Here is a 24211-nt window from a genome sequence, read left to right on the forward strand (position 1 = left end):
TAGGACTAATTTAAAAAAGTGTGCCAAGCCAAGTAACTTAAAAGGATTACCTGAATTAATTTTCAATTGTCTGTAACCGCATCTATAGTTTTATGTCCACCAGCCAAAGAAAATTCTGACTTTCTTAAAAAATAGGGAAAATAGTTTACATAGTAGCTACTTGGGTAATTAGTTCATTTAATTCGCTGTCAATTGCATCTAAAATTTTGCGAATAGTTACCAATTCATACAATTTTTGCTCGACATTACTTTGCCCTTTTTGCTTTTCTTTCAAAATAGAATCTACCTGGTCTCGAATATTTTGAATTTCCTGACAAAATTCTTGGTCAATAGCATCCTTTATCTTGCTGATTTTCTGAACAATAGCATTGCTAAGTTCGTTAGACCTTTGGTAAGTGTCTGTACAAATTTGGTTGATAAATTTCTCAGTTACTGCTTTTTTTATTTCGTCATTAGTTGACTCATTTTTCCAATCTCCTTGGACTATACCGCCGATAAGCATAGCTGGAATCAGAATAAAAGGATTGAGATCAGCAAAGGCAGAAGTTACAGCAAATAGAACAGTTTGTGCAATTAAACCTTTTACCATTTTTTGAAAATCAAAAGCTGTTCCAAGTACACCTGCAACAGAATCTGATAACGAAAATCCTCCAGATGCAGCAATAACACGTTCAAGTAAAGAGACTTTTGTTTCTTGATATGTGATTACATTTTGAGAAGTAGAAGTGCCGACAATTAAATCAACACGGAGATTTTCTATATTCTTAACAAATACTTCTGCTCTTTTTTCTAATTCACGCATTAGGCTTTCTAATCGGGCAGTTAAAAATGGTTGTAATTCTGAAAATTGCCATGTAAAAAATTCTGTCTCTATCCTCTGAGCAAGATGGTTTTTAACTTCTTCGACTACTTTTTCTATCTGTGTAGTTAGACATTCTAATTTTAAAAATCGAAATGGCTCTTCAAGTTCATATTCCGTCATCCATTCTGCAATTTTTGTTTCAGTAATTACATCAAGAAATTGCTGTATTTTTTGATGTATAAATGGCTGGGTATCTTTAATAAAGTTCGATAAGCGAATAACTATTTGCTGACGTTCCAATTCTAGTAAATTCAATGTTTTTTGTGCCGTTTCAAATCTTCGTTCTAAGGTTTTTACACCAGTAATTAGGAGTGTTGCTCGCTCAGGGATTATTCGTTGTGCTTCACGAATTGCTCCTTTAAATTCTTGATCCGCTTGAAGAATTTTAAGTCGTCCTTTTTGGTTAGTGAGGAATGTTGCTAATTCTTTTTCTAGTTCAGGTACACCAGATTGATTTAGTCTTACCTCATCTAGTTCTAGACGACCTTCCAAAGCACCCAGAGCATCAATAAAAAATATACTTTTTTTACCACGCTTGGTGGGAGAAACTAGTTTAGAGAAAGCATATTCTTTAATACTTTCTCTTTCTTTGGCTCTAATTTGGTTAATTTGATTGCAAACGAAGAAAATATCTTTATGGCCCATACTAAGCAAACTGTTATCCATGAAATTAAGTTCTCTTTGAGAAGAAAGAAACCCAGAAGATAAAACAAATAAAACAGCATCAACAGTGGATATATAATCCCTTGTGGCTTTCTGGCGAATTTCACGAAAGTTTAGTCCAGGAAAGTCAATAATTTCAACACCATTTCTACAAATTTCTAAAGGACAAAATAATTCTAACTTTTCGTAAGGGTTTTCTTTAAGTTCACTTATTTTATCTTTAATGACAACATACTCTTCAATTTTATCAATAGGAATTTCTTTGACTAGCTTGGCTCCATTATCTGGAGAATTAGTGTAATGCAGTAAAGCACGTTTGCGCTCTCCCCATTTAACCTCATTAATAATGGCGGCACAAGGTTTTGCATAAGCGGGTAAAACTTTATCACCTAGCATGGCATTAATAAAAGTGCTGTTACCGCCCTTGGATTCTCCTAAAATAAGTACTTTAAAACTATCTACTTGAAGACGTTTTTCTACTCTATGCAAAGTTTCTTGCCAACCTTTCATATCCAAGGAATCTAATAATTCTAGTTGGCGTTGAATGAGAGCAAGTAAAGTTTTCCGTCGTTGTTGAAACAAATCTAACTGTGCGTGGGCGGTAGTCTCAATCATCTTAATTTCTAAAAAGTTTCCAAAGTTTCAGAATTAAAAATAGATAGTGACAGGAATTAATGACTGGGTGTGCTACTGCTGCGAGGATTTTTTGTTTAAAAGCCTCAGTTTCGTTAATCATTCGCTTTTTATTTTGGGAAGTTAGTACTCTCATATGTACCAATGAGTATAAAATAAATAATTCTTATTATTTGATGAAGCAGAATGTTACTGGCTTCACATACTAAATTTAGAGCACGTCATCTCAATTGTCTATACAGTAAAGTTCCGGTAAAGTTCCGGTCAAATTACCAATGTGGTAGAGTGTGAACAAAACTAGCCTAGTAAACTATGAACTTTCAAGAAGCCTTGGCAGTGGCTGATGAAGCAGTTTTTGTGAAAGCAGGTAAACGGCTAAATAACGTAGAAATTGCTATCCTCAAAGGTTCTTGGGAGCATCATACCTACGAGGAAATTGCCGCTTCAGCCAGTTACTCAGTAGCATATGTAAAGCGACATGTTGGTCCGCATTTGTGGAAATTACTGTCTGAGGCTTTAGGTGAGCCAGTCAGTAAAACCAACTTTCACTCTGCTTTAGAGCGCCGATGGCGTCTCTGTGCAAAGATAGCAACTCCGAGGGATTTAATCCCAAATCATCATGCTACTGGCGACAACTTTGAGAACCCAAGTACGACAGTGGCTACAAAAACAAAAATTCACAGTCGAACAGACTGGGGGGAAGCAATTGATGTGTCTGTGTTCTACGGACGCACTCAAGAACTCAAGACACTAGAACAGTGGATCGTTAAAGAGCGTTGCCGATTAGTAGCGGTGTTAGGCATGGGAGGGATGGGCAAAACCTCTCTGGCGGCTAAGGTGGCTCAACAAATTCACGGACACTTCGATTATGTTATCTGGCGATCGCTCTATAATGCCCCTCCACTTTTTGATCTGTTGGCTAACTTAATTCAATTTTTCTCCCCAGATCAGATTTTAGAAACTTATTTACCAAACAGCATAGAAGGCAGAATCTCCAAATTAGTTGATTATTTGCACCAATATCGCTGTTTCATAATCCTCGATAATGTTGAGACGATTTTACAAAGTGGCCGTATTGCTGGCAGCTATCGAGAAGGCTATGAAGAATATGCTCAATTTTTTAGATTAATCGGAGAAATTGCCCATAATAGTTGTCTTTTATTGACTTCGCGAGAAAAGCCAAAAGAGGTGGCCTTATTGGAAGGACAAGCACTACCTGTTCACTCATTACAAGTCAGTAGTTTAAATGTGGTGGATGGTCATACAATTTTTGCCATGAAGGGTTTATATGGCTCTGAGTCAGAATTAATAGCATTAGTTGAATATTATGCAGGTAACCCTTTAGCATTCAAGATAGTTGCGACAACAATTTTAGATATTTTTAATGGTAATATTTCTCAATTTCTCCAACAAAACACGTCACCTTTTGGTAATATTCGCGAACTTTTAGAGCAACAATTTTCGCGGTTGTCAAATTTAGAAAAAAATATTATGTATTGGCTGACAATTAATCGTGAGCCAGTTTCAATATCAGAATTGCGAGATGATCTCATATCACCTATACAAGCTCAAAAATTAACCGAGACTCTGGAATCTTTACTTAGGCGTTCTCTGATTGAGAAGGCTCAACCTATTCTTATTGAACAAAACTTTGGATTTTTTACTTTACAACCAGTAGTCATGGAGTATATAACTAATGAATTCATCCAATATATTTGGGCAGAGGTAACTAATCATAATCTTGATTTATTCAAAAACCATGCTTTAATGAAAGCAACGGCAAAAGATTATATTAGAGAAATTCAAATTCGGCTAATCATTAAACCTATTATAGATGGGTTGCTGGCTATTTTTAGAAGTAAAAATAACCTAGAAATCCAACTAAATCAAATTTTAATAACACTGCGAGAAACATTCACCCAAGACCAAAGTTATATAGCTGGAAATATCCTAAATCTGCTTCATTATCTCAAGACTGATCTGAGTAATTATAATTTTTCCTATCTCACAGTTCGGCAGGCTGATTTACGAAGTGTGAATTTGCACAATGTAAATTTTGCTCACGCTAACCTAGCTCAATCCGTATTTGCAGAAACTTTCGGTTGTGTTTTGTCAGTAGCATTTAGCCCCAATCAGAAATTTTTAGCTATCGGGGATATAAATGGTGAAATTTGCTTGTACCAAGTTGATGATTGGAAACAGCTAAACATTTTCAAAGGTCATACTAATTGGGTACCAGCCATTGCCTTTAACCATGATAGTAGTATCCTAGCTAGTGGTAGTGAAGACCAAACAATCAAGCTTTGGAATATCATAACTGGTCAATGTCTCAACACCCTACAAGGACATGAACAGGGTATTTGGTCACTCGTATTCAGTACAGATGGTCAAGTTCTGGTTAGTGGCAGTGATGATAAGACTGCAAAAATATGGGAGGTCAAGACTGGTCAATGCCTGAAAACGTTGTCAGAACATCAAAAGATGGTGAGAGCAGTCGTTTTGACTCCTGATGACAAAATTTTAGTCAGTGGTAGTGTAGATAAAACACTGAAGCTTTGGGATGTTGGTACTGGTAAATGCTTAAGAACTTTACAAGAGCACGAGGAGGGGGTTTGGTCAGCTGCTGTTAGCTCAGATGGACACTTACTAGCTAGTGCTAGTGGGGATAACACAGTCAAGATATGGGATTTGCATACTGGTAAATGTCTCAAAACTTTACAAGGACATACGAATTGGGTAATTTCAGTTGCCTTCAGTCCAGATGGACAAACCCTAGTAACTGGTAGTTGGGATCATACTATCAAGCTGTGGAGCGTCAGTGACGGTGCGTGTCTCAAAACCTTACCAGGGCATAATAATATGGTTCGAGTAGTTAAATTTAGTCCGGATGGTAAACTCCTGGCCAGTGGCAGCGATGACCAATCTTTAAGACTGTGGGATGTCAATACTGGTCAATGTTTAAAAACTATATATGGATATAGTAGTAAGATTTGGTCAATTGCTTGCAGTTCAGATGGTCAAATGTTGGCTAGTAGCAGTAATAAAACAGTCAAACTGTGGGACTTCAACACTGGTCATAACTTCAAAATTTTGACTGGTCATAACCATGAGATCAGATCAGTAAGCTTTAGTCCAGATGGTCAAACTTTAGCTAGTGCTGGTGAAGACCACACAGTGAAGTTATGGGATCTCAAGACTGGTCAATGTCTGCGAACTTTGCGAGGACATATACGTTGGGTCTGGTCAATCACCTTTAGTCCAGACGGTCAAACTTTAGCTAGTGGCAGTGGAGACCACACAGTGAAGTTATGGGATGTCAAAACTGGTCAATGCCTGCAAAATTTACATGCAGAAAATCATGGAGTTTTGTCAGTGACTTTTAGCCCAGATGGTTTCACTCTAGCTAGTGGTAGTTATGACCACACAGTGAAGCTATGGAATGTAAAAACAGGTCAATGCCTGAGAACTTTACAAGGACATAAAGGTTGGGTATGGTCAATCACCTTCAGCCCCAATGGACAAATTTTAGGTAGTGGCAGTGGAGACCATACACTGAAGTTATGGGATGTCAACACCAGTGAATGCTTCAGTACTTTAGAAGGACATAGAGGTTGGGTTTGCTCAATCACCTTCAGTCCCAATGGGCAAATTTTAGGTAGTGGTAGTATGGATCAAACAGTTAAACTATGGGATGTCAAAAATAGCCAATATCTAAAAACTTTACATGGACATACTCGTGGAGTTTTATCAGTAAGTTTTAGTCCTAGTGGGCAGACTTTAATTAGTAGCAGTGAAGACGAAACGCTAAGAATTTGGCATATTTCAACAAGTGAATGTAGAAGAACTTTGAGGAGTAAAAAACTTTATGAGGGTATGAATATTACCAACTTGACTGGGTTAACTGAGGCAACGATTATCAATCTCAAGACTTTAGGGGCGATTGAGTCTGAACTGCCTGAAAATTCTATCAAACCCACATACTAAGTAGCTAGGCGCAATTAAATATAAGACGCTCAAGGACATATTCACCCTTTACGCTTCTAGCTTCCATTCCATCAATAATTGCCATCGCTAAATCATAGTTATTATCAAACATCTGTCCAGCCATCTCATGAGTTTTCAGTTGATGCCACTCCTCCTCATTCCGATTCATTTCGGAACAATAGGGTGGTAAGAAGAACAGGTATAGTCCTTTTTCCTGCCACTGTTGCCATTGTTGTTTTGCCAGTTTACTTGTATGCTCTTAACCATTGTCTTGAACAACGACAGTGATACGACCAGTTTCATTTAACTGGACTTTAGACTAGAAAAGAGCGATCGTTATGTCTGGCAGTCGAAGCTTGTCAGTAGCTATGCAAAAAAATCAAGGGATGCCAGTAAGAAGAAGCACCCCAGTAACGGTAGATGAAAAAAGCACAACCAATTTTCATCTACCACTATGGATGTTTTGGCACAACTAAGGGAATTCCGTCAAGCAGCATACAAATATTTATGTCGGGCAAAGGATGCAACATTACTGGACTTAATGGGAAAAGTTAGTACGCATCTAACTCCTTCGATTTTGGATAAGGAACCGCCAATAAAATTAATGAAACTCCGCTCAGATATTAATCGGAGATGTAGTCGGACAAAAGATAATTGTTACTTATTTTGTATAGTCGTGGTAGAATATGTTTGAGCCTACTCCAAAACATGGATTTTGACCGAGAAGATTCAAGGCGGCTAAAGCCGCAGCCGCATTCCTCCCCATGTCTGACCGCTCGTGTTCGGTGATGGGCACTCAGACCACACCCTGGTGATGGTTTGGGAAGGTTGCCCAGTACGAAGAAAAAATGAAGCGGCGCTCCGCGCAGTGCCGAACGCGAACAGCGTCTCGTAGAGCACAGAAGGCGATGACGCGGAGCGATCGCTTTTAGCGATCGCATCTGGAGGAGGTGATGGCACAGAGCACCCACCTGACCACAAACGCGGGAACGATTAGATTTGAGGAAATCTTATGACTGCACAGCACCGTCTGCCCATTCTCAAACCGAATGAGACTTACACATTCCGCAAATACTTTGATTTAAGATTTGCTCCAGCCGATATTTTGCAGGAGTTGGGAGCAAGTTTAACCAAAGCAAAAATTAATTTACCAGTTAATACCAATAAAATTCCGCGGCTTGTAGATTTGCAGGGGCGTTTAGAAGAAGCAATCAGGCGCGTCAGTCTCACAAGTGAAGCTGCACGACGAGAAGTATTGATTGCTCCCATCTTATTAGAAGTTGCACACATCACTGAATCAATGATTAATATTGAATATCCCATTGAGGTTAACCAATTTCTGCGTGGCGATTTGGACTATTACCTGCAATCTCAGCATGGAGTATTAGTTGTAGAAGCAAAACAAGCCGACCTGACGCGAGGGTTTACACAGCTGGCAGTCGAATTAATTGCCCTTGATCAATGGATCGAATCAGATGAACCAGTATTGTATGGCGCAGTGACAACAGGTGATATTTGGCATTTTGGTAGTTTTCAACGTCAAAATAGGTTGGTAAGTCAAGACTTAATGTTGTATCGAGTACCGACTGATTTAGAAGCATTAATGCAGATTCTGGTCGGAATTCTCAGTGAAACCAATAATAATTCAACTGCTGTTGAAAGTGCTTAAACAAATCGCATAATAAAAATCGTTTCTTTAACATGATTGAAAAAATCAGCCTGATTAATTCAGAGACTAAAAAAGTCCCATCTTTATCAAGAATTACCAAACCGAATTATCACCCGCAAGCAACTGATACAGCCATAGAGGTGGATATTTATCTGTTTGCTAGATTGCGACAGCTATCACTAAAGCAACGCATAGAAATGTTTATTGCCCATGATTCTGGGGTAAAAAAACTTTGCCTAGCAGGAATTAAATCTCGACATCGTAATGTTCCTGTAGAGAAAATTCGTTGTATATTTGCTCATGCTGTCCTCGGAGAAAAACTTGCTCCTGATTTTCAACCAAAAGGTATTAATGAACGTATGTGGGTTCAAGATTCAATTACGCTCGCAGGCGAACTTCACCAACTTTTTGAGTCAATAAATATCTCTTACTACGTTAGTGGAGGTATAGCCAGTTCTATTCATGGTGAACCTCGCTCGACTCGTGATTTGGATTTGGTGATTGAAGTCCAGCCTGAGCAAATTGATTTGTTGGTAAGGACACTAGAAACTGCTGGATATTATTGTCCAACAGGTGCGGTAGAATCTTTAAAACGAAAGCAAGAACAAATGCTCAACATCACGCATACTGAAACTATCGCCAATGCTGACCTGTATATCAGTGATACTTCATCTTATGCAGTATCGCAGATGTCTCGACGGATGTTAATTGATATAGATGGAATAGCTTCATTTTGGGTGGCTTCACCTGAGGATATAATTTTGCAGAAGTTGCGATGGGGAAAGGGAAGTAAATCAGAAAAACAGTGGCGTGATGTTCTGGGGATACTCAAGTTGCAAGCAGAAAATTTGGATTATGGTTATCTAGCAGATTGGGCCGAAAGTTTAGATTTAGTTGATCCTCTGAGTGAAATATTAACTCAAGCTAAGATATGAAAGGTTGTGTAAACAGAATCAAAAATTTCTTAATACTAATACTTGATGTAGATTGACATGATCTGAGAAATGAAAATCCTATGTTGCCAGGAATTAAGGAATCATGAACTAAGCATTTCACATAAAATTGGTATAACGGTATAAGTAGGTAGACAGAGGAAAACAAAATATATTTTGTTTTGTAAAATGGCTAAAACGCAACCAGAATAACGCATCAAAGCAACTTTATATATCGTTTCATATTTTGGTTATGTCACGTTCATCTACTTAGCTGATGCATACAAAATTTAAAAGGATACCAATTTTAAAAATGGTTATGACAGATGGAGCGCCCAAAAACTTATCCAGCAACTTTTGCAAAATCCAAAACGGTATGAGGTAAATTTATCAATGGTTTATAGTGATAGTTCTGCTCCTTTACCACCCATTAAACTCATTCCCCTTGATGACGAAACTGCAAATATTACTAATATACAGTGCAGAGGAATTAATAGAAAGATAAAAACCACTGCACCAACGGACATAAGGTGGGTAAAGGTACAGGAATTTTTACGCAGTAATAACTTTGCACTCAACAGCCGCAAGTTATATGAACGGGAACTAAAACGGTTTTTAGGTTGGACAGAACTGCACTATCATGAGTTGCGCTCCCGGCATCTGGCACAATACAAAGAATATCTAATGACTGAAGCCTATATAGAGGGAGATAAACCTCTTTCCAAAAGTAGTATCAATGCGGGGTTGGCGGCAATTAAAAGTTTCTTTAAATGGTTTATTATCACCTATCCAGAGATTATTGCTACCAATCCCACACTGGGGATAAAGCTGGAAAAAGTACCCGTGCCGCCAGCACAGAGTTTAACTGAGAAAGAAATGCAACAGGTATGGGTAGCTTTGGAGTTTTTGGGAGAAACAAAGCAGCGAGATATTGTACTCATTCACATTCTCAATCATGGACTCCGTGCTGGGGAAGTGGTTAATTTAAATGTTGGTTCGTTTGATGGCAAGTTGCTGTTTTTACCTGATACGAAAACTAATGAACCACGTCTAGTTCCGTTACGTTCATATAGTCGGGAAGTAATTGCTGAGTATCTGCAATTTCGTGAGGAGCAGGGTGAGGTATTGACTAGCCTTAGTCCATTGCTAATTTCACACCATCATTCACACAAGGGGAAACGGTTAAGTTATCACGGTATTTATTTTGCAGTAGAGAAAATAGGAGAAATTGCCGGGATTGATAATTTACATCCCCATGCTTTTCGTCATACTTATGCTACTGATTTATTGTTATTAGGTGTTGACCCTAGTCATGCACGTAAGTTGACGGGACATCAAAGTGAGAAAGCTTTCCGGCGGTATACTCTGCGTAGTGAACAAGAAGCTGCTATCTCGGCTTATTATCGTGCTATTGGTGAAGAAGTATAAATAGTATAACAATTATAAATCATTTGTGTATGGGAGAATGGCTGAAAAACTTATAAATATTAGTCAACATTTTAGTTGGCATATTGAGCAATTGAATATAGGTGTATAAATGCCAAGACCACTTAATCCAAAATGTCAGTTATGCTCTAAATTTTCAACAACACAAGCAAAAGTTTTACATGGTTCAGAAGGTGATGGTTGTTGGAATCCTCATGTATGTCATAATCGCCGTTCTTTTTATCGCCAGCGTATAAAGCAGGATGCAGATGTTGAAACAGTGAATGTGGAACCACCTGCGACATATTTTGCAGTGCTTTACTTATATAAGGAACCGGGAGATAAACCGTTACATGCTTTGGGTGCCCAATTATGGCATGGACAAAAACCTATTTGTCGTCTTGAACCAATCCATTGCTTTGGGTTAACAGCAGGTAAAATTAAAACCTATACTGAGCAGGTGTTGCAAGCTTTTTCTCGGCAATATGAAATTCCGTTGTCTCAATATAAGGAGATGTTCGAGGTTAGCCCCATCCACTGTCCAGTGCGTCCTTGCCCATTGCATCCGGAGTTATCAAGATGAGTGCATATCGACAACTCACTATCTGGGATGTACTTGATGAGCTTTCAGAATCTCCACCCACTTCATCATTGAATGCTGTGTGGGAGTGTTTGGATGCAGAACTCTGGGAGTTGCCTGTGGAAGCACAGTTGTCAACTGCGGGTGCGGCGTTTAGTCAAATTGCCCAAATTCTTAGAGAACGGGCGAATATGCTGTTGCAAGATGTGAGCGACAGTCGAAATCTTGATGGGCCTATTGTCAGTACTGATATGTTTGCTGGGTTGGTGCGAACTACAATGCAGCTGGATTTAGATGATTTGATAGAAATTGAAGTGCCGCAAATATTTAAGGCACATGGTACACATCAATTTTCTCATATTAGCAGTAAGGGTGATTCTGTGGCAGCACCTGTTGAAAAGGGTCAGGTGTTGGCAATGCTGGAACAAATCACCTGTGTGGAAGATGTGCATGAATTGGCGGGTGATGAAGATGTAGAAGGATGGCAAAGGGCGATCGCTAATTATTTAACTCGGACTCCCGGTGAGATTTCTTTAACTAGGTTACAATCTGTGTCGCAAATGCCATTAGTGGAGGTGTGGTTGGGATTGTTACTGGGTGGTTTTACTTTGGAGCAGCGTGGCGATTTTTATGAAAGTCAGGATGTATGGATTATTGCTGGCAGGGAAAAAGGAAAAAATCCAAATTTTTTCTAGTGACGCTCCCTTACCGCCCTTATTTGTCTATACTTTAGTGTATAAGATGGTGTAGACATGGTGATTTCTTCTAGTGGCGCTTCCCTTACCGTCCTTATTTGTCTATACTTAAGTGCATAAGATGGTGTAGACATAGTGAAAAAAGTTGAACGCGAATCAATAAATTTTAAACTGCCTAAGCCTTTGGTCGAAGCCCTCAGGGCTAAAGCCAGAGAACTTGAAACCACAGCCACGGATTTAGTTATTCGGGGGCTACACCATGTTCTGAGTTTGACTGCTGAAGATACAGACAATGGTATAGATACTAATGTAGAAACTCGTCTACAGGAACTGGAAACTCAACTTATCCTAGTCGCTTCTCGTATTGAGGGGCGTGTAGACAACGGTGGAGACGATGACTTAAAACAAAGATTTTTACAGTTTGAGCAAAAGACTGAAGCGATTTCTTTAAGATTGGCACAAATTGAAGGGGCAATCTCTTTACTATCCCAGCGCTCGTCAACTCCTCAGAAAAGGCAATCATACCAATATCACCCACCGCAGCTTGAACTACAAGCTTATACGGGGGAAAATCTGGCTAAAAGATTGGGTATCGATGCGGCAACTTTGAAACGGGAGCTTCATAATCAGAGTTCTAAGGATTTTGAAAGGTGGTGCAGGTCGAAAGATCCTGGTTCTGTTGGCTGGCACTTTGGTGACGATGGACTCTATCATCCCATCAAATGATGAAACATATTTATTGTGGAGATGTTCAATTTTCACGCTTGTCCGCGAACCGACATCTACATGTAGCGACCTGCAATACTAATCGCTCAAACCTGCAATCATCACACTTTCAAACCAGGATTAAGGGTCTTGTCAGATTTTGGTGATCTTGGTTGGGGTAAGGCAGAGGACAGAGGGGAGAAGAAAGAAAGATATAATTGAGGTACTTCAGTGCGACCCGGAAGTCGCTCGCGAGAATGGAACCCTCAAAAAGTTCCCAGGTTAGTATCCAAACCTGTACCCACCCGAAGGGGCATTTTGAGTAATCAATATGTCTCACAGCTAGAGGGTAATGTCTAATCCCAAGTAATAGTCACAAACGAAAGGGAGGGCTAGGGTAAGACCAATATGGATAAGATGATGAATCTGCGTTGAGGCTCCGATATTATTAAGGCTATCGAAAGTGACTGATACGGTAGTGTGGGGTAAAACATCCGTTATATAAACGGAAACAGGAAAGATGCCTGAAGTACATCTTTATAGGATACCAAACTCCCGGAGTATAGCAGAATCCTAAATTGGTTGTATCTGTTGCGTGTGAAACGGGGAAAACCCAATGGGGTCTAACTACGTTGCTGTTTGTAGTTAGTAGGAGTGACCGTAAGGTACTCGGAACTCCCCAGTGGGAGTAGGAAATCCCAGTAAGCGAATGCTGCCATACCGAAAGGTAATAGAAAACAGGACTTGTCCCTGATAACTAAGCAGATAGGTCTGATGACCAACTCGAAAGGGTGCCGACGGGGATTGGTAAGTCTCTTGAATCTCAAAGTAAGGGAATCGAACTTTTTGGGAAAAGTTAGATGCAGACCGAAAGGAATGTAAATGTAACCAAAAGAACAACCGATTGGCAACACGTCAATTGGCGCAAAGCCTATTGCATAGTTAGAAACCTAAGACAGAGAATATTCAAGGCTGTCCAGAAAGGAAACTATCGATTAGTGAGAAGCTTGCAAAAGCTAATGATGCGTAGCTATTCTAACATTGTACTTTCCGTTAGAAAAGTTACACAAACTAATCATGGCAAGAATACGCCAGGTGTGGACAAACTTTTGGTGAAAACACCAGAAGCCAGGGGATTTTTAGTTGATTCACTCAGAAAATTTATTCCTTGGAAACCACTACCAGCTAAACGGGTGTATATCCCTAAATCCAATGGGAAAAAACGACCTTTAGGTATACAAACAATAATAGACCGTTGCTTACAGGCGATTGTTAAGAACGCACTGGAACCCTTTTGGGAATTCCATTTTGAATTAAGCAGTTACGGCTTTAGACCTGGAAGAAGTACCCACGATGCAATCAGTAAAATCTATATGATTGTACGTCCAAATAAAAAGAAAAAGTGGGTATTAGATGCCGATATTAAAGGTTGTTTTGACAACATTTCCCGAAATTTTCTGATGAAAACCATTGGTAACTTTCCCGCAAGAAAGCTAATAGACCAATGGTTGAAAGCAGGATATATGGAAGAAGGAAAATTCTCCGAAACGCTCACAGGTATACCACAGGGGGCTATTATTTCGCCCCTCCTCGCTAATATTGCGTTGCATGGGATGGAAGATGCACTGGGAGTAAAGTATAACCGACGCGGTGAAATTGTCAGCAGACGCGCAGTTGTGAGATATGCAGATGATTTTGCAATCTTCTGTGAAACAAAAGAGGATGCAGAACAAGCCCAAATTGATATAAGTGAATGGTTGAAATCTAGGGGACTCGAACTATACAAAAGAGAAAACTAGAATTGTTCATCTCAATGAGGGGTTCTGTTTTCTAGGTTTCAATATCAAACAATACCGAGTCAGCAACACTAAAACCGGGTGGAAACTACTCATTAAACCTAGTAAAGAATCTCTTCTAAATATACGGAAAAGCTAAGAGAGGAGTGGCTAAATCTTAAGGGGCATGACATTAAAAGTGTCATCAAAAGCTAAACCCCATTATTAGAGGTGAAGCAAATTATTTCCGTATAGGTGTTGCCTCTGAGGCATTCAGAAGCTTAGATGACTGGATGTTTAAACGGGAATGTAGATATGTAAATCATACACATCCGAATAGAAATAATAAATGGCGTAAAAATAAGTATTGGGGAAGGCTGAACCTGGAAAGAAAAGATAGATGGGTGTTTGGAGATAAACGCTACAGGTTTTCACCTGATAAAATTTTCTTGGTTCAATATTCAAAGGCATCAACTTGTTCTTGGTAGGTCATCACCAGATGACTCAACACTCAAAGATTACTGGAAGGAAAGAGAAAAAGTGAAAGCTTCCAATCATCCTAAAAGTATTCAGAAAATTGCTGAGAAACAAGGTCATGTTTGTCCTGTCTGTGGACAAAGCCTATACAACGGTGAAGAAATCCACAAACATCATAAATTCCCAAGAAAGAAAGGCGGTTTAGATACATACTCAAACCTTGAGTTAGTTCATCTTTATTGTCATCATCAATTCCATTCTGGAGCTACAGCTACATGACTTGCTTAAGCCGTGTACTTGGAAACTTGTACGCACGGTTTTCAGGGGGGAAAGAGGTAGAAATATCTCTGACCTACCCGACAACTTCACGCCATCAAACATTTGAGGGATAAGCCTCAAGCACAGATGATGTCAGTGCTAACTCACCTATTACCAGATTCAACAAACCTAAAACTGGAGAGTTGGATTGTGGACGAAACAAAGACTCAGATCAAGTTGATTGTTTCCGTAATCAAGCCAGTAGTTAATTGTCCAGTTTGTAACCAACCAACTCACAAAATTCATAGTCGCTACGAGCGCAAGTTAGCAGACTTGCCGCTTTCTGATTACAGCATTAGTTTACAGTTACGCGTGCGAAAGTTTTTTTGCATCAACACTTTGTGTAAACGGCGTATTTTTACAGAAAGGCTGACCAATTTAACCGTACCTTGGGCGCGAAGAACTCTACGTTTAGCTCAAAGACTGAGTGCAATTGGTTTAGCTAATGGTGGTGCAGCCGGGGTCAGACTTTCAGAGCAATTAGGGTTAAAAGTCTCTCGCAACACGCTATTAAAATTGGTACGCTCAATCCCACTCCCACTCATCGTAACGCCACATACTCTTGGGGTAGACGACTTCTGTTTTCGTAAATGTAAAACCTACGGCACAGCACTAATTGACCTGGAAAACAGCCGACCAATCGCTTTATTGAAGGATGCAAAAGCAGAAACTCTAGCAGAATGGTTGAAAGCTCACCCTGGTGTCAAAGTCGTCTCACGAGACAGGTCAAAAGTTTATGAAAGTGGTATTCGTCAAGGATCGCCTGAAGCCATTCATGTTGCAGACCGTTTTCACTTATTGCAGAACTTAGCTGAAACACTTAACCAAGTTTTCGCTACACATCATCAAACTCTCAAAGCTGTCGATGAAGCGTACAATCTTTCATCAGTAACCCAAACTGATGGTAGTGTAGTTGTGCGAGTACCACGACCCAGCCGTCAACAACAGGCACTACAATTAGTAGAACAACGCCGTGCTAGGCGAGTTGCTATCCATCAGCAAGTGTGGGACTTACATCACCAAGGTTGGAGCGCAAAAGCTATAGCTCGTCAAGTTGGGATTGGTGTAACAAGTGTATTTCGCTATTTACGTAGTCCTACCCTCCCGGAAACAACTGGACGAAGAAGCCGAGGTCGAAGTATCCTAGTCCCTTACCAGGAATATATCCTTAGACGCTGGAATGAAGGTTGTCACGAAGGCTTAATTTTGTTTAAGGAAATTCAACAGCAGGGTTACAAAGGGAGTTATGATACTGTAGCCCGTTACACACGGTGCATCCGTACAGCCCAAGGAATCAAGCCACGAAAACGCCATTTAGTTAAGTCTTTACCAAAAGTCACTCAACCCAAAAAACTTTGTCTCACGCCTCGTCGTGCAGTATGGCTAGTGCTACGGAAACCGGAGTCGCAACAGCCAGAAGATAAGGAATTAATGGCACTACTAATAGCACAACATCCAGATTTAGCCGAAGCTATCAAGTTAGCTCAAGGTTTTGCTCAAATTGTACGTCAACGACTCCCTGAACAACTTCAACAGTGGCTAACTGTTGCAGACAGTAGTAATTTGAGGGCTTTTCGCCGTTTTGCTAAACGATTGCGTGAAGACTACGATGCGGTGAAAGCAGGTGTAACTATGTCAGTTAGTAATGGCCCAGTTGAAGGACATATTAATCGACTAAAAATGTTAAAGCGACAGATGTATGGTCGTGCCAAAATAGACCTGCTGGAGCGACGATTTTTGTTGGCTATTTGAGGAGCAAAACTTTTAAAATTTCCACTTGAATTATGAGTTACAGAAATCAGTTTATCTGGCAAAGGGCAGTTCAACTTGCCATCAATTGTTATAAATTTACCCGCCTATTTCCTCAATCAGAATTGTATGGTTTAACCAGCCAAATCCGACGTTCTTCTGTATCTGTGGCATCCAACATAGCTGAAGGCTATGGTAGGCGCTCAAAGCCAGAATACATACAGTTTTTACATATTGCATTAGGCTCTTTAAGAGAACTTGATACGCAATTAATCATTGCCAAACAAGTAGATTTAGCCGACAAAAATCTTTTTATACCCCTATTAAAAGAAGTTGAGGAAATGCAAAGTATATTAGTTGCCAGTTTAAACAAACTTAAAGCTTGAATTTACTACTTCTTCCTTTCTTTCTTCTGCCTTCTGCCCTCTGCCCTCTGCCTTACCCCAACCAAGATCACCAAAATCTGACAAGACCCCAGCAAAAAGTGGCTTTTTATGAGGTAATTGAACACTTAGACGATTGTGATGCCTATTTGTTTTTTTACGACGGAGATATCACAGGAGCTACAGAATATTTGGAGTCAATCGGGTTTAAAAATATCAAAATATTAGACAATAAGCCGTACTCAATGATGGAAGGTTATATGCTGCTGCCCAGCGAGTATTAATAGGGGTAAAAGTAGCGAGCGTGACATGAGCCGCCAGATAGGCTGCAACTCCTGTCCTGCTTGGTCTGTATTCTGTGTAATACGTGACAACAACTATCAGAATGCTGACGTTGAGTGTGCAGATAACTTCTTCTATTTTGAGATCTGGCAATGGCGCGTAAATCCAAAAAAGAAGGAAAAAATAAAGTTTTTTTTCTTTTACTCAGAGAATAATACAAAAAACAATACTGAGTATATACTGAGTGGCAATACTGAAAAATATTTCCTATAAATTGAAATTCAACAACTGAATCAGCAGTACGGAAATATAAGTCTAACGATTTGCTCACGCTATCGCTCAGTTGTCGTTGTTAGTACTGGTAAGTTGGGTGAAGATAGGGCGGAAATAATCACATGTGATATCTAGCAATAACTTGTAAAAACTTCTACTTCGAGGATTGGGTAAATGTATAGCGGGCAACACAGAACTTCCAAAAAATCTTCCAACTCCTCAGACACACCAGCGCCAAATCGGTTTGCACCCCGTGGCTTTGTTGTTCAGCCCAAAACTGAGGAAGTAGCGCCCCAACAAGAACAAACACCTGCAAAAGAGGCTCAACAAGAAGAGACAGAGCAGTATAAAAGTGGCTTGATAGATTTCTCAAAACTTACACCCCGCCCGTCCCCAGCTAAGACACCAAGAATTCAGATGAAGCTTACCCGTCTTCAGCCTGGGGAGATGTATCAGCAACAACCAGTCCCATCAAACCCTATTGCTATCCAGCCCAAAGCCAACACAGATTTATCCCCAGCCCAAAATACAACCTTGGAGCCATTCGAGAAAGCTGAGGAAGTAGGGAATGAAGCTGTTGAAATCCAGCGTCTGAGCGAGTCAGGAGATAATGGTGATGAAGATGCCAACTCGCCGAATGGGGGAACTATTCAACGTGCTTGCTCTCTATGCGATTCGGAAAAATCACTCCTCCAAACGAAACTCACCATAGGTGCACCAGGGGATAAATACGAACAAGAAGCAGACTCAATGGCAGAACAGGTGATGTCAATGGACACACCAACTGTTCAACAGCAATCCATTCAACGCCAGGGTGAAGAACTTTCAGAGTCTATCCAGAAACAGCCCTTATCAGCATCCATCACCCCACTCGTTCAACGCTTCGCACAAGCTAAGGTTCAAGCCAAGTCCAACAAAGAATCACTCTTTAAGAACAAAGAAAGTTATCTAGAAACTACACAACTTAACGCACTTCAGGCAAAACATATTAGTACCCTGAATATCAGTCCTGGTACTCAAGCTAAATGGTTAAACAAACACGTTCATACAGAGAAACCAACTGCCCAAGAGCAACCAATTCAACGCCTGACTGACGAAACGCTTCAAAGGTCAGTTCAAGGTGATGCAACACCCGCCACTCCCAGCTTAGAAAGTCGTTTGGGGAGTCAAAAAGGTTCTGGTAGTCCCTTAGATGAGCAGACACGCTCCTTCATGGAACCACGTTTTGGCTCCGATTTGAGTTCTGTACGTGTGCATACAGACTCAACAGCCATACAGATGAACAAAGAATTAGGCGCACAGGCATTCACTCATGGTCATCATATTTTCTATGGTGCTGGTAAAACACCAGGTCAGAATGCCCTAACAGCCCACGAATTAACCCACACTATCCAGCAGACAGGTGGAGTGCAGCTACGTCGTCAACCAGAAAAAGACAATAAACAACCCAGGCTGACCCAGAAATATCCTCACCCCACTGGGACAGTTATTCAAAATAAATTAACCACCGGCATACAGCCACGAATTCAACGGAAAACCGACCCCGGTCAAATTTTAGAACAATTAAAAAATACACCACCCAGCAACGCTGCTACAGCTTACGACACAGCACAAGCCAATTCAGCCACAGCATGGTCAGAGCAAAAGCAAGAACTAGAAGCATCTATCCCGCAAATTCCCGCCCCCACAGGTTTACCAGCTAAAAATTCTCTTGTAAAACAAACTCCCCAAACAGCAGGTAAAGCAGATACCAATAAAGAACCATTGCTACCAAAAGGGGAGAAAGTACCAGTTGCACCAAACCGAACATCACAGTCAGATGCTAATGTCCAAATTGCGCCACCTCGTCCCATTACCCCTACACAAATAGCAGGGGGAAATACTGCTAAAACGGGGGAAACAGCAGATAGTAAACCAGATGTTCAAATTGCAGCTAGCGCTCAAAATGCACTCAATAGCGTTAACCTCGACTCCAGTCAAATTAGCACCCAAGCCGGAACTGCCCCCACAGTTAACTTGACAGATGCAGCTATCAATCCCGCACAATTAGATAGTGAGCAACAAACAGCTAATCAACAGGTACAACAACAGAAAGCCAAATCTGCTCAAGAGATTAATAAAGATTATGGGGAGAATGATATTTTCCCTAAATCTAGTGATGAAACAATCAAAGCTAATAAGCAGCTAACTTTGGCAGAAGTTCCAGGAGCTAAGGGAGGTAAACAACCCACCATTCCCCCAGAAATTGCTGCTAACTTGGATCAATCTTTAGCACCACAGTTTCAACAACGCATTGGTGGAGAACAGGAAAAATATATTGTTGGTAAAAATAAGTTTGACCAAGATACCGCTAAATCTCGAACCGATGCAGACACAGAAATTGCCAAGCTAAATCAAGACACCAGTCAACAACAATTAGAGTCACAAAAGCAAGCACAATCTGATGTTAAATCAGCCAAATTGGAGTGGCAAACTGAGTTAGACAATGCAGATAAAGATTATCAAGACAAAGCAGGTAAAGCCACTACTGACCAAAAGAGCAAGATTGATGCCGAAAAACTCAAAGCTGATGCCGAAGCTGCTAAACATCTAGCTGACGCTGAAAAAGAAGCCGAGCAAAAGAAGCAAACAGCAGAAACTGAGGCTCAACAGAAAAAAGATGAAGGTCAAAAGAAATCTGGTGGGTTCTTAGGCTGGCTAGCTGATCAGGCAGCAGCATTGATTGATGGAATTAAACAAGCAGTTAGCTTTATTTACGATAAGTTACGGGAAGGCATTAAATTTATCTTTGAAGCAGCGAAGAAATTAGCAATAGCTGCAATTGAACTGGCACAAAAGGCAATTACTACCTTAATCCAAGCTTATGGAGAAATTCTCAAGGGGATAGTTAATCTTGTTTTTGCTGCCTTCCCAGAAATAGCCAAGAGAATTAACAACAAAATTGACCAAGCGGTGAACACTGCGGTGCAAGCGGTAAATACTGCCGCAGACTTGTTAAAGAAAGGTGTGGCTGCGGCTTTAGATTTCTTGGCGAATACCTTGGATTCGTTGTTAAAACTTGTTCAAGACATCTACAACGGCATTTTCACCGTGATTGGGATGATTATTCGCGGTGAATTTGGGGAATTAATCAAGAACTTGACCAATTTAGTAGAAGCCGCAGCAGCAGCCCCTCCCCAGTTTGAAACCGCAGGCTTGGAAGAATTGCTGGGTGGAAATCTGGATGAACCCCTATCTCCCGCAGAATTAGCTCAGGCTGGTATAGCAGCACCAGGAGCCAACGGTGGCGCTATGGGTGAGGGTGGAACAAACGCAGAATTGCCCCAAGCTCCTTGGACTCAAGAAAATGTGGGGGTTGATGCGGTAGAGAATAATATGCAACTTTCGCCAGAGCTAATGGCGGAATTAATGCAGCAGACAAAGGGTGAAGGTGAGGTAGAACTTGGTGCTTCCAATGATGCCAGCCGCACAATGGAAGCGATAATGTCGGAAGCTACAGGGGGTAAGGAAGGAGAAAGCAAGGAAGGAGAAGTTCAGGAACAGAAAAATCCTGATGATGGACTCTCACCCAAACAACGGGCAGAAGTTCGCTGGAACTTAATGAAAACAGGGATTTCTCAGTGGTGGTCAAATAACTGGCCCACTGTGTTAGTGGGAACAACAGCAGCTATAGGTGGTTTTATCGCCCTGAATGTCGCTACTGGTGGGGCAATTACCGCAGCTTTACCGGCAATTATGAGTGTAGTCGGGCCTCTGTTTGCTGGGGTGACAATTGCCCAAATTGGTGGTCATATCCGCGATTATCTCGCCAAAGGTTGGGCAGGTGATATTCAAGGTGGTGGTAAGAGTTTAGCGAAAGGATTGGCGGCTGGAGCAATTGAGCTTGTTTCCTACTTGACCTTTAAGGCTGGAGATGTAGCCCTCAAGGGTGCGAAAGCTGTTGTGAAGGGTGCGAAAGCTACGGTGAAAGGTGGGGTGAAACTTGCCAAGGGTGCAATGAATTTAGTTGCCAAGGGTGCGAAATTTATTATTGAGAAAGGGAAGGTTTTATTTAAGGGAATTGCGGGAACGGCTCTTGGTAAGGGGTTCAAGCGGTTGAAGGAACTAGGTGCGGCGCTGCTGGAGCGGATGCGGTTTAAGAAGTTTAGAATTCGGGTTGAAAATCAACTAGCTTTACTAGAAGGTCATATTAATCCCTGGGTTCCCATTGCTAAATTTCCATTGCCCAAAGAAGGGAAAGAGCTTTTTTCGGATATAACTAAAAAAGGTCAACAAAAGACTCAAATACTGTTTGAAAATTCAAGTGATGCTAAGAACTTTGCCAGAAAACAGTTAGGAGCAAGTGCTGAAAGAATTTATAATGATTCGGGCAAGTGGATTGGATGGCAAAATAAGGCTGGAGACAGTGTATATTGGGGTCATGGTGATTGGGGTAAAGGAGTTGGTTTATCAACCTATCCTCATCTGAACTATAATATTGAAGGTGTTAAAGGACATTTCTTTCTTAAAGATAAATTGATCAATCGTGCAATGTGGGATGACTTTGCAAAAGATATCCAAGGTGCAATTAATAAATTACCAAGGTCATGAACATAGAATTTAAAGAACTAGTTGCTCGTAGCGGCGACTCCCAGCTTGTAGAATATCAATTCTCAAATGGATTATTAACTATTCACATGGAAATAGATGATCTGGATGAATCCGTTATTATCAACGTGTCAACACAATTGGTATATGGAGAGAAGATACCTTCTGATTATGATATTTTAAAAACTTGTAGATTAGAGCTTGTGGAACTTAACAGTATCTTAAACATAGAACATGAATTCTACGTACCTAATTTTAATTTTGGAAAAATGATGAAAGAGGTAAATTGTGGGGCATCCCTGGCTTATGGTAGAAAATGTTCAGATGCCAAATGGTTATTAAATGTTATTGGTTACTCTCGCTTAATATCCTGTATAATAAGCAATTTAGAGGAAGTATCTTGGCAGGTTAATGCTAATTATGATGTATAATCGGCTATAGTTTTGTTTATAACTCAATAGCAAATTTTTATATTTATTGACAATATGTATATTAGTGAATTTCTTCATCGGTAATTTTATTGGAGAAGACGCTGACGGAGTTGCCAGTATTTCTTTTCTAACCCTAACTGTAGATATATGTAGCCAATTTGTCTAGGCGATATACAGCAGATTGCAGCAGTATGTAGGTTGGATTGAACAAAGTGAAACCCAATAATTATTTTGATTTTGAGTAACTAATTAATGTTGGGTTTCTTTCCAGAAATGTTGAACCTCGTAATAAAAGTTTACATTTAAAAATAGACTACTCCAGAAACGACCAATTTTACCAAGTAAAACTGAGTCGTCTGAACCAATGAATATAGCTTATTTTTTCATTCATAAATGATTGTAAATAACGTAATTTATCTAAGGCTTTGCTGCCAATTTCTTCAGCTATATCTACTAATTGCAATATGATATATACAATTAAACAACTGTATATCTGTATGCGAATTCCATTTTCATTTTTAGTCATTAATTTATCTAATTTTAGGTGCATTTTGAGAAACTTCCATAAGGTTTCTATTCCCCAACGCTGACGATATATTTCTCCAATTTCTTGATTGCTAAATTCATCTTCGTTTAGATTGGTTACTAACCGATATTCACTTTTGTTTTCTAAGCTGCAAAAATCAACCACTCTGACTTCAACTTTATTTTCTCCTGTGCCTACTAAACACTTTCCATTTTCTAGTATTTCTAAATTCATATTATTTTTAATTCTCAAAACAAAGTAGCGATTTTCAGTTTTTAATAATTCGCCTATTCTAGATAATGAGGAAAATCCTCTATCCATTATTCCCACAGCATTTTCAGGGATTTCTTCAATAGTTTTATCTCCATGTTTACTATCATGCCCTTGCCCAAAATGAATTACTATACCTCCCACTACTGATGTCCAACTATTTAATCCACAAAACAGTTTTACTTGATGCCATCCTTGACACCATAGCAGTTTACTTGTTAATGTAATAATTGTTGAATCCAAGGGAAATAATATTTGATTTCCATTTTCCCCTTTTTTCTTTTTCAATTCTTTTATTGCTAGTGCTAATATCTCTTCAAAGACCTTTACTTCTCTATTTTTACTGGCTTTAGAAAATGTTGAAAGATGCACTGGAATATTTCTGGTATTTAACCTGAAGATTAAATCCCTCATGCTGACTAAACTTTGATCCATCACCCAGCCTAGCCAACACGAGACAAATAAAAAAGTATCTAGCACTGGGTAATCTTTTTTCGGCAAATCTTTGAGCAATAATTTGGCTATTTTCGGAAAATTTGTACTAAACATACTAACTTTTTAAATCTGGTTTTATAGTTAGATGTTACTATATTTCTGGTATCTCTGTTATCCTTTTTTCTTAACGTTCAACACTTCTGGCTGTACATCCCAGTGTAAACTAATAGGCATATAGCAGAGACGCCACCTTTAACGGTACGGCGAATACAGGAATTGGAGTATTTTTAGCCATAATTTAATACCTTGGTAAATTGTTATTTTTTGTTATCGATGGCGGTGTTTTGAGCCATAAAAAATCCCTTAGTTGTAGCAACCTGCAATACTAATCGCTCAAACCTGCAATCAAGGTCTGAGCAAACCAGGATTAAATGCAACTATAATTGTGTTTCAGCCAGGATTAATTGCAACTGAACCAGGATTAAGGGTCTTGTCAGATTTTGGTGATCTTGGTTGGGGTAAGGCAGAGGGCAGAGGGCAGAAGGCAGAAGAAAGAA

17 protein-coding genes and 1 pseudogene are annotated in these 24211 nt (G+C 39.9%); 15 read left to right on the forward strand and 3 right to left on the reverse strand.

Features of this window, described 5'->3' with window-relative positions:
- Window positions 1-145 precede the first annotated feature (145 nt).
- Window positions 146-2140: a dynamin family protein gene (locus CYLST_RS30730; protein WP_015328436.1), complete on the reverse strand. Its 1995-nt coding sequence runs from the start codon at window positions 2138-2140 to the stop codon at window positions 146-148.
- Between the two features lie 330 nt (window positions 2141-2470).
- Between CYLST_RS30730 and CYLST_RS30735 the strand changes: the two genes are divergently transcribed.
- Complete coding sequence (locus CYLST_RS30735) at window positions 2471-6142, forward strand: WD40 domain-containing protein (protein WP_015328438.1); 3672 nt, start codon at window positions 2471-2473, stop codon at window positions 6140-6142.
- A gap of 4 nt (window positions 6143-6146) precedes the next feature.
- Here the strand turns inward: CYLST_RS30735 and CYLST_RS36605 are convergent.
- Window positions 6147-6452: pseudogene (locus CYLST_RS36605) on the reverse strand (transposase); the annotation flags it as partial.
- 702 nt (window positions 6453-7154) lie between these two features.
- On the opposite strand from CYLST_RS36605, the gene CYLST_RS30745 reads away from it, so the two are divergent.
- The 14 genes from CYLST_RS30745 (at window position 7155) to CYLST_RS30805 (ending at window position 22423) form a co-directional block, all read left to right on the forward strand.
- Window positions 7155-7811 (forward strand): hypothetical protein, encoded by a 657-nt coding sequence (locus CYLST_RS30745; RefSeq protein ID WP_015328270.1) that lies wholly within the window; start codon window positions 7155-7157, stop codon window positions 7809-7811.
- 32 nt (window positions 7812-7843) lie between these two features.
- Window positions 7844-8746, forward strand: coding sequence for a hypothetical protein (locus tag CYLST_RS30750; protein ID WP_015328271.1), 903 nt, complete (start codon window positions 7844-7846; stop codon window positions 8744-8746).
- A gap of 390 nt (window positions 8747-9136) precedes the next feature.
- Window positions 9137-10171: a tyrosine-type recombinase/integrase gene (locus tag CYLST_RS30755; protein WP_015328272.1), complete on the forward strand. Its 1035-nt coding sequence runs from the start codon at window positions 9137-9139 to the stop codon at window positions 10169-10171.
- Between the two features lie 109 nt (window positions 10172-10280).
- Window positions 10281-10751 (forward strand): hypothetical protein, encoded by a 471-nt coding sequence (locus CYLST_RS30760; protein WP_015328273.1) that lies wholly within the window; start codon window positions 10281-10283, stop codon window positions 10749-10751.
- Entirely contained in the window at window positions 10748-11443 is a 696-nt protein-coding gene (locus CYLST_RS30765) for a hypothetical protein (RefSeq protein WP_015328440.1), read from the forward strand. Before CYLST_RS30760 ends, CYLST_RS30765 begins: the two co-directional genes overlap by 4 nt.
- Before the next feature lie 135 nt (window positions 11444-11578).
- Window positions 11579-12169, forward strand: a complete 591-nt coding sequence (locus CYLST_RS30770) for a hypothetical protein (RefSeq protein WP_015328441.1) — start codon at window positions 11579-11581, stop codon at window positions 12167-12169.
- 839 nt (window positions 12170-13008) lie between these two features.
- Entirely contained in the window at window positions 13009-13947 is a 939-nt protein-coding gene (locus CYLST_RS36610) for a reverse transcriptase domain-containing protein (RefSeq protein ID WP_342663901.1), read from the forward strand.
- Window positions 13948-14174: 227 nt separating this feature from the next.
- Window positions 14175-14411: a group II intron maturase-specific domain-containing protein gene (locus tag CYLST_RS36615; RefSeq protein ID WP_342663905.1), complete on the forward strand. Its 237-nt coding sequence runs from the start codon at window positions 14175-14177 to the stop codon at window positions 14409-14411.
- On the forward strand, window positions 14332-14679 hold the full coding sequence (locus tag CYLST_RS36620; protein ID WP_342663902.1) for an HNH endonuclease: 348 nt from the start codon (window positions 14332-14334) through the stop codon (window positions 14677-14679). The genes CYLST_RS36615 and CYLST_RS36620 overlap by 80 nt, the downstream gene beginning before the upstream one ends.
- Window positions 14680-14808: 129 nt before the next feature.
- Entirely contained in the window at window positions 14809-16470 is a 1662-nt protein-coding gene (locus tag CYLST_RS30780) for an ISL3 family transposase (protein WP_041234109.1), read from the forward strand.
- A 32-nt stretch (window positions 16471-16502) separates the two neighbouring features.
- The gene (locus CYLST_RS30785) at window positions 16503-16853 is read left to right on the forward strand and encodes a four helix bundle protein (RefSeq protein WP_015328443.1); all 351 of its coding nucleotides are present in this window, start codon (window positions 16503-16505) and stop codon (window positions 16851-16853) included.
- Window positions 16850-17134: a hypothetical protein gene (locus tag CYLST_RS30790; protein ID WP_041234110.1), complete on the forward strand. Its 285-nt coding sequence runs from the start codon at window positions 16850-16852 to the stop codon at window positions 17132-17134. The genes CYLST_RS30785 and CYLST_RS30790 overlap by 4 nt, the downstream gene beginning before the upstream one ends.
- Window positions 17135-17579: 445 nt before the next feature.
- Window positions 17580-21995, forward strand: coding sequence for an eCIS core domain-containing protein (locus CYLST_RS35630; RefSeq protein WP_015328445.1), 4416 nt, complete (start codon window positions 17580-17582; stop codon window positions 21993-21995).
- Complete coding sequence (locus CYLST_RS30805) at window positions 21992-22423, forward strand: hypothetical protein (RefSeq protein ID WP_015328446.1); 432 nt, start codon at window positions 21992-21994, stop codon at window positions 22421-22423. Before CYLST_RS35630 ends, CYLST_RS30805 begins: the two co-directional genes overlap by 4 nt.
- Before the next feature lie 334 nt (window positions 22424-22757).
- Here CYLST_RS30805 and CYLST_RS30810 read toward each other — a convergent pair whose 3' ends face one another.
- A complete protein-coding gene (locus CYLST_RS30810) occupies window positions 22758-23768 on the reverse strand; it encodes a transposase (RefSeq protein WP_015328447.1) in 1011 nt (336 codons plus the stop codon).
- Window positions 23769-24211 lie beyond the last annotated feature (443 nt).

It is taken from the genome of Cylindrospermum stagnale PCC 7417 (assembly GCF_000317535.1).
Taxonomy (GTDB): Bacteria; Cyanobacteriota; Cyanobacteriia; order Cyanobacteriales; family Nostocaceae; genus Cylindrospermum; species Cylindrospermum stagnale.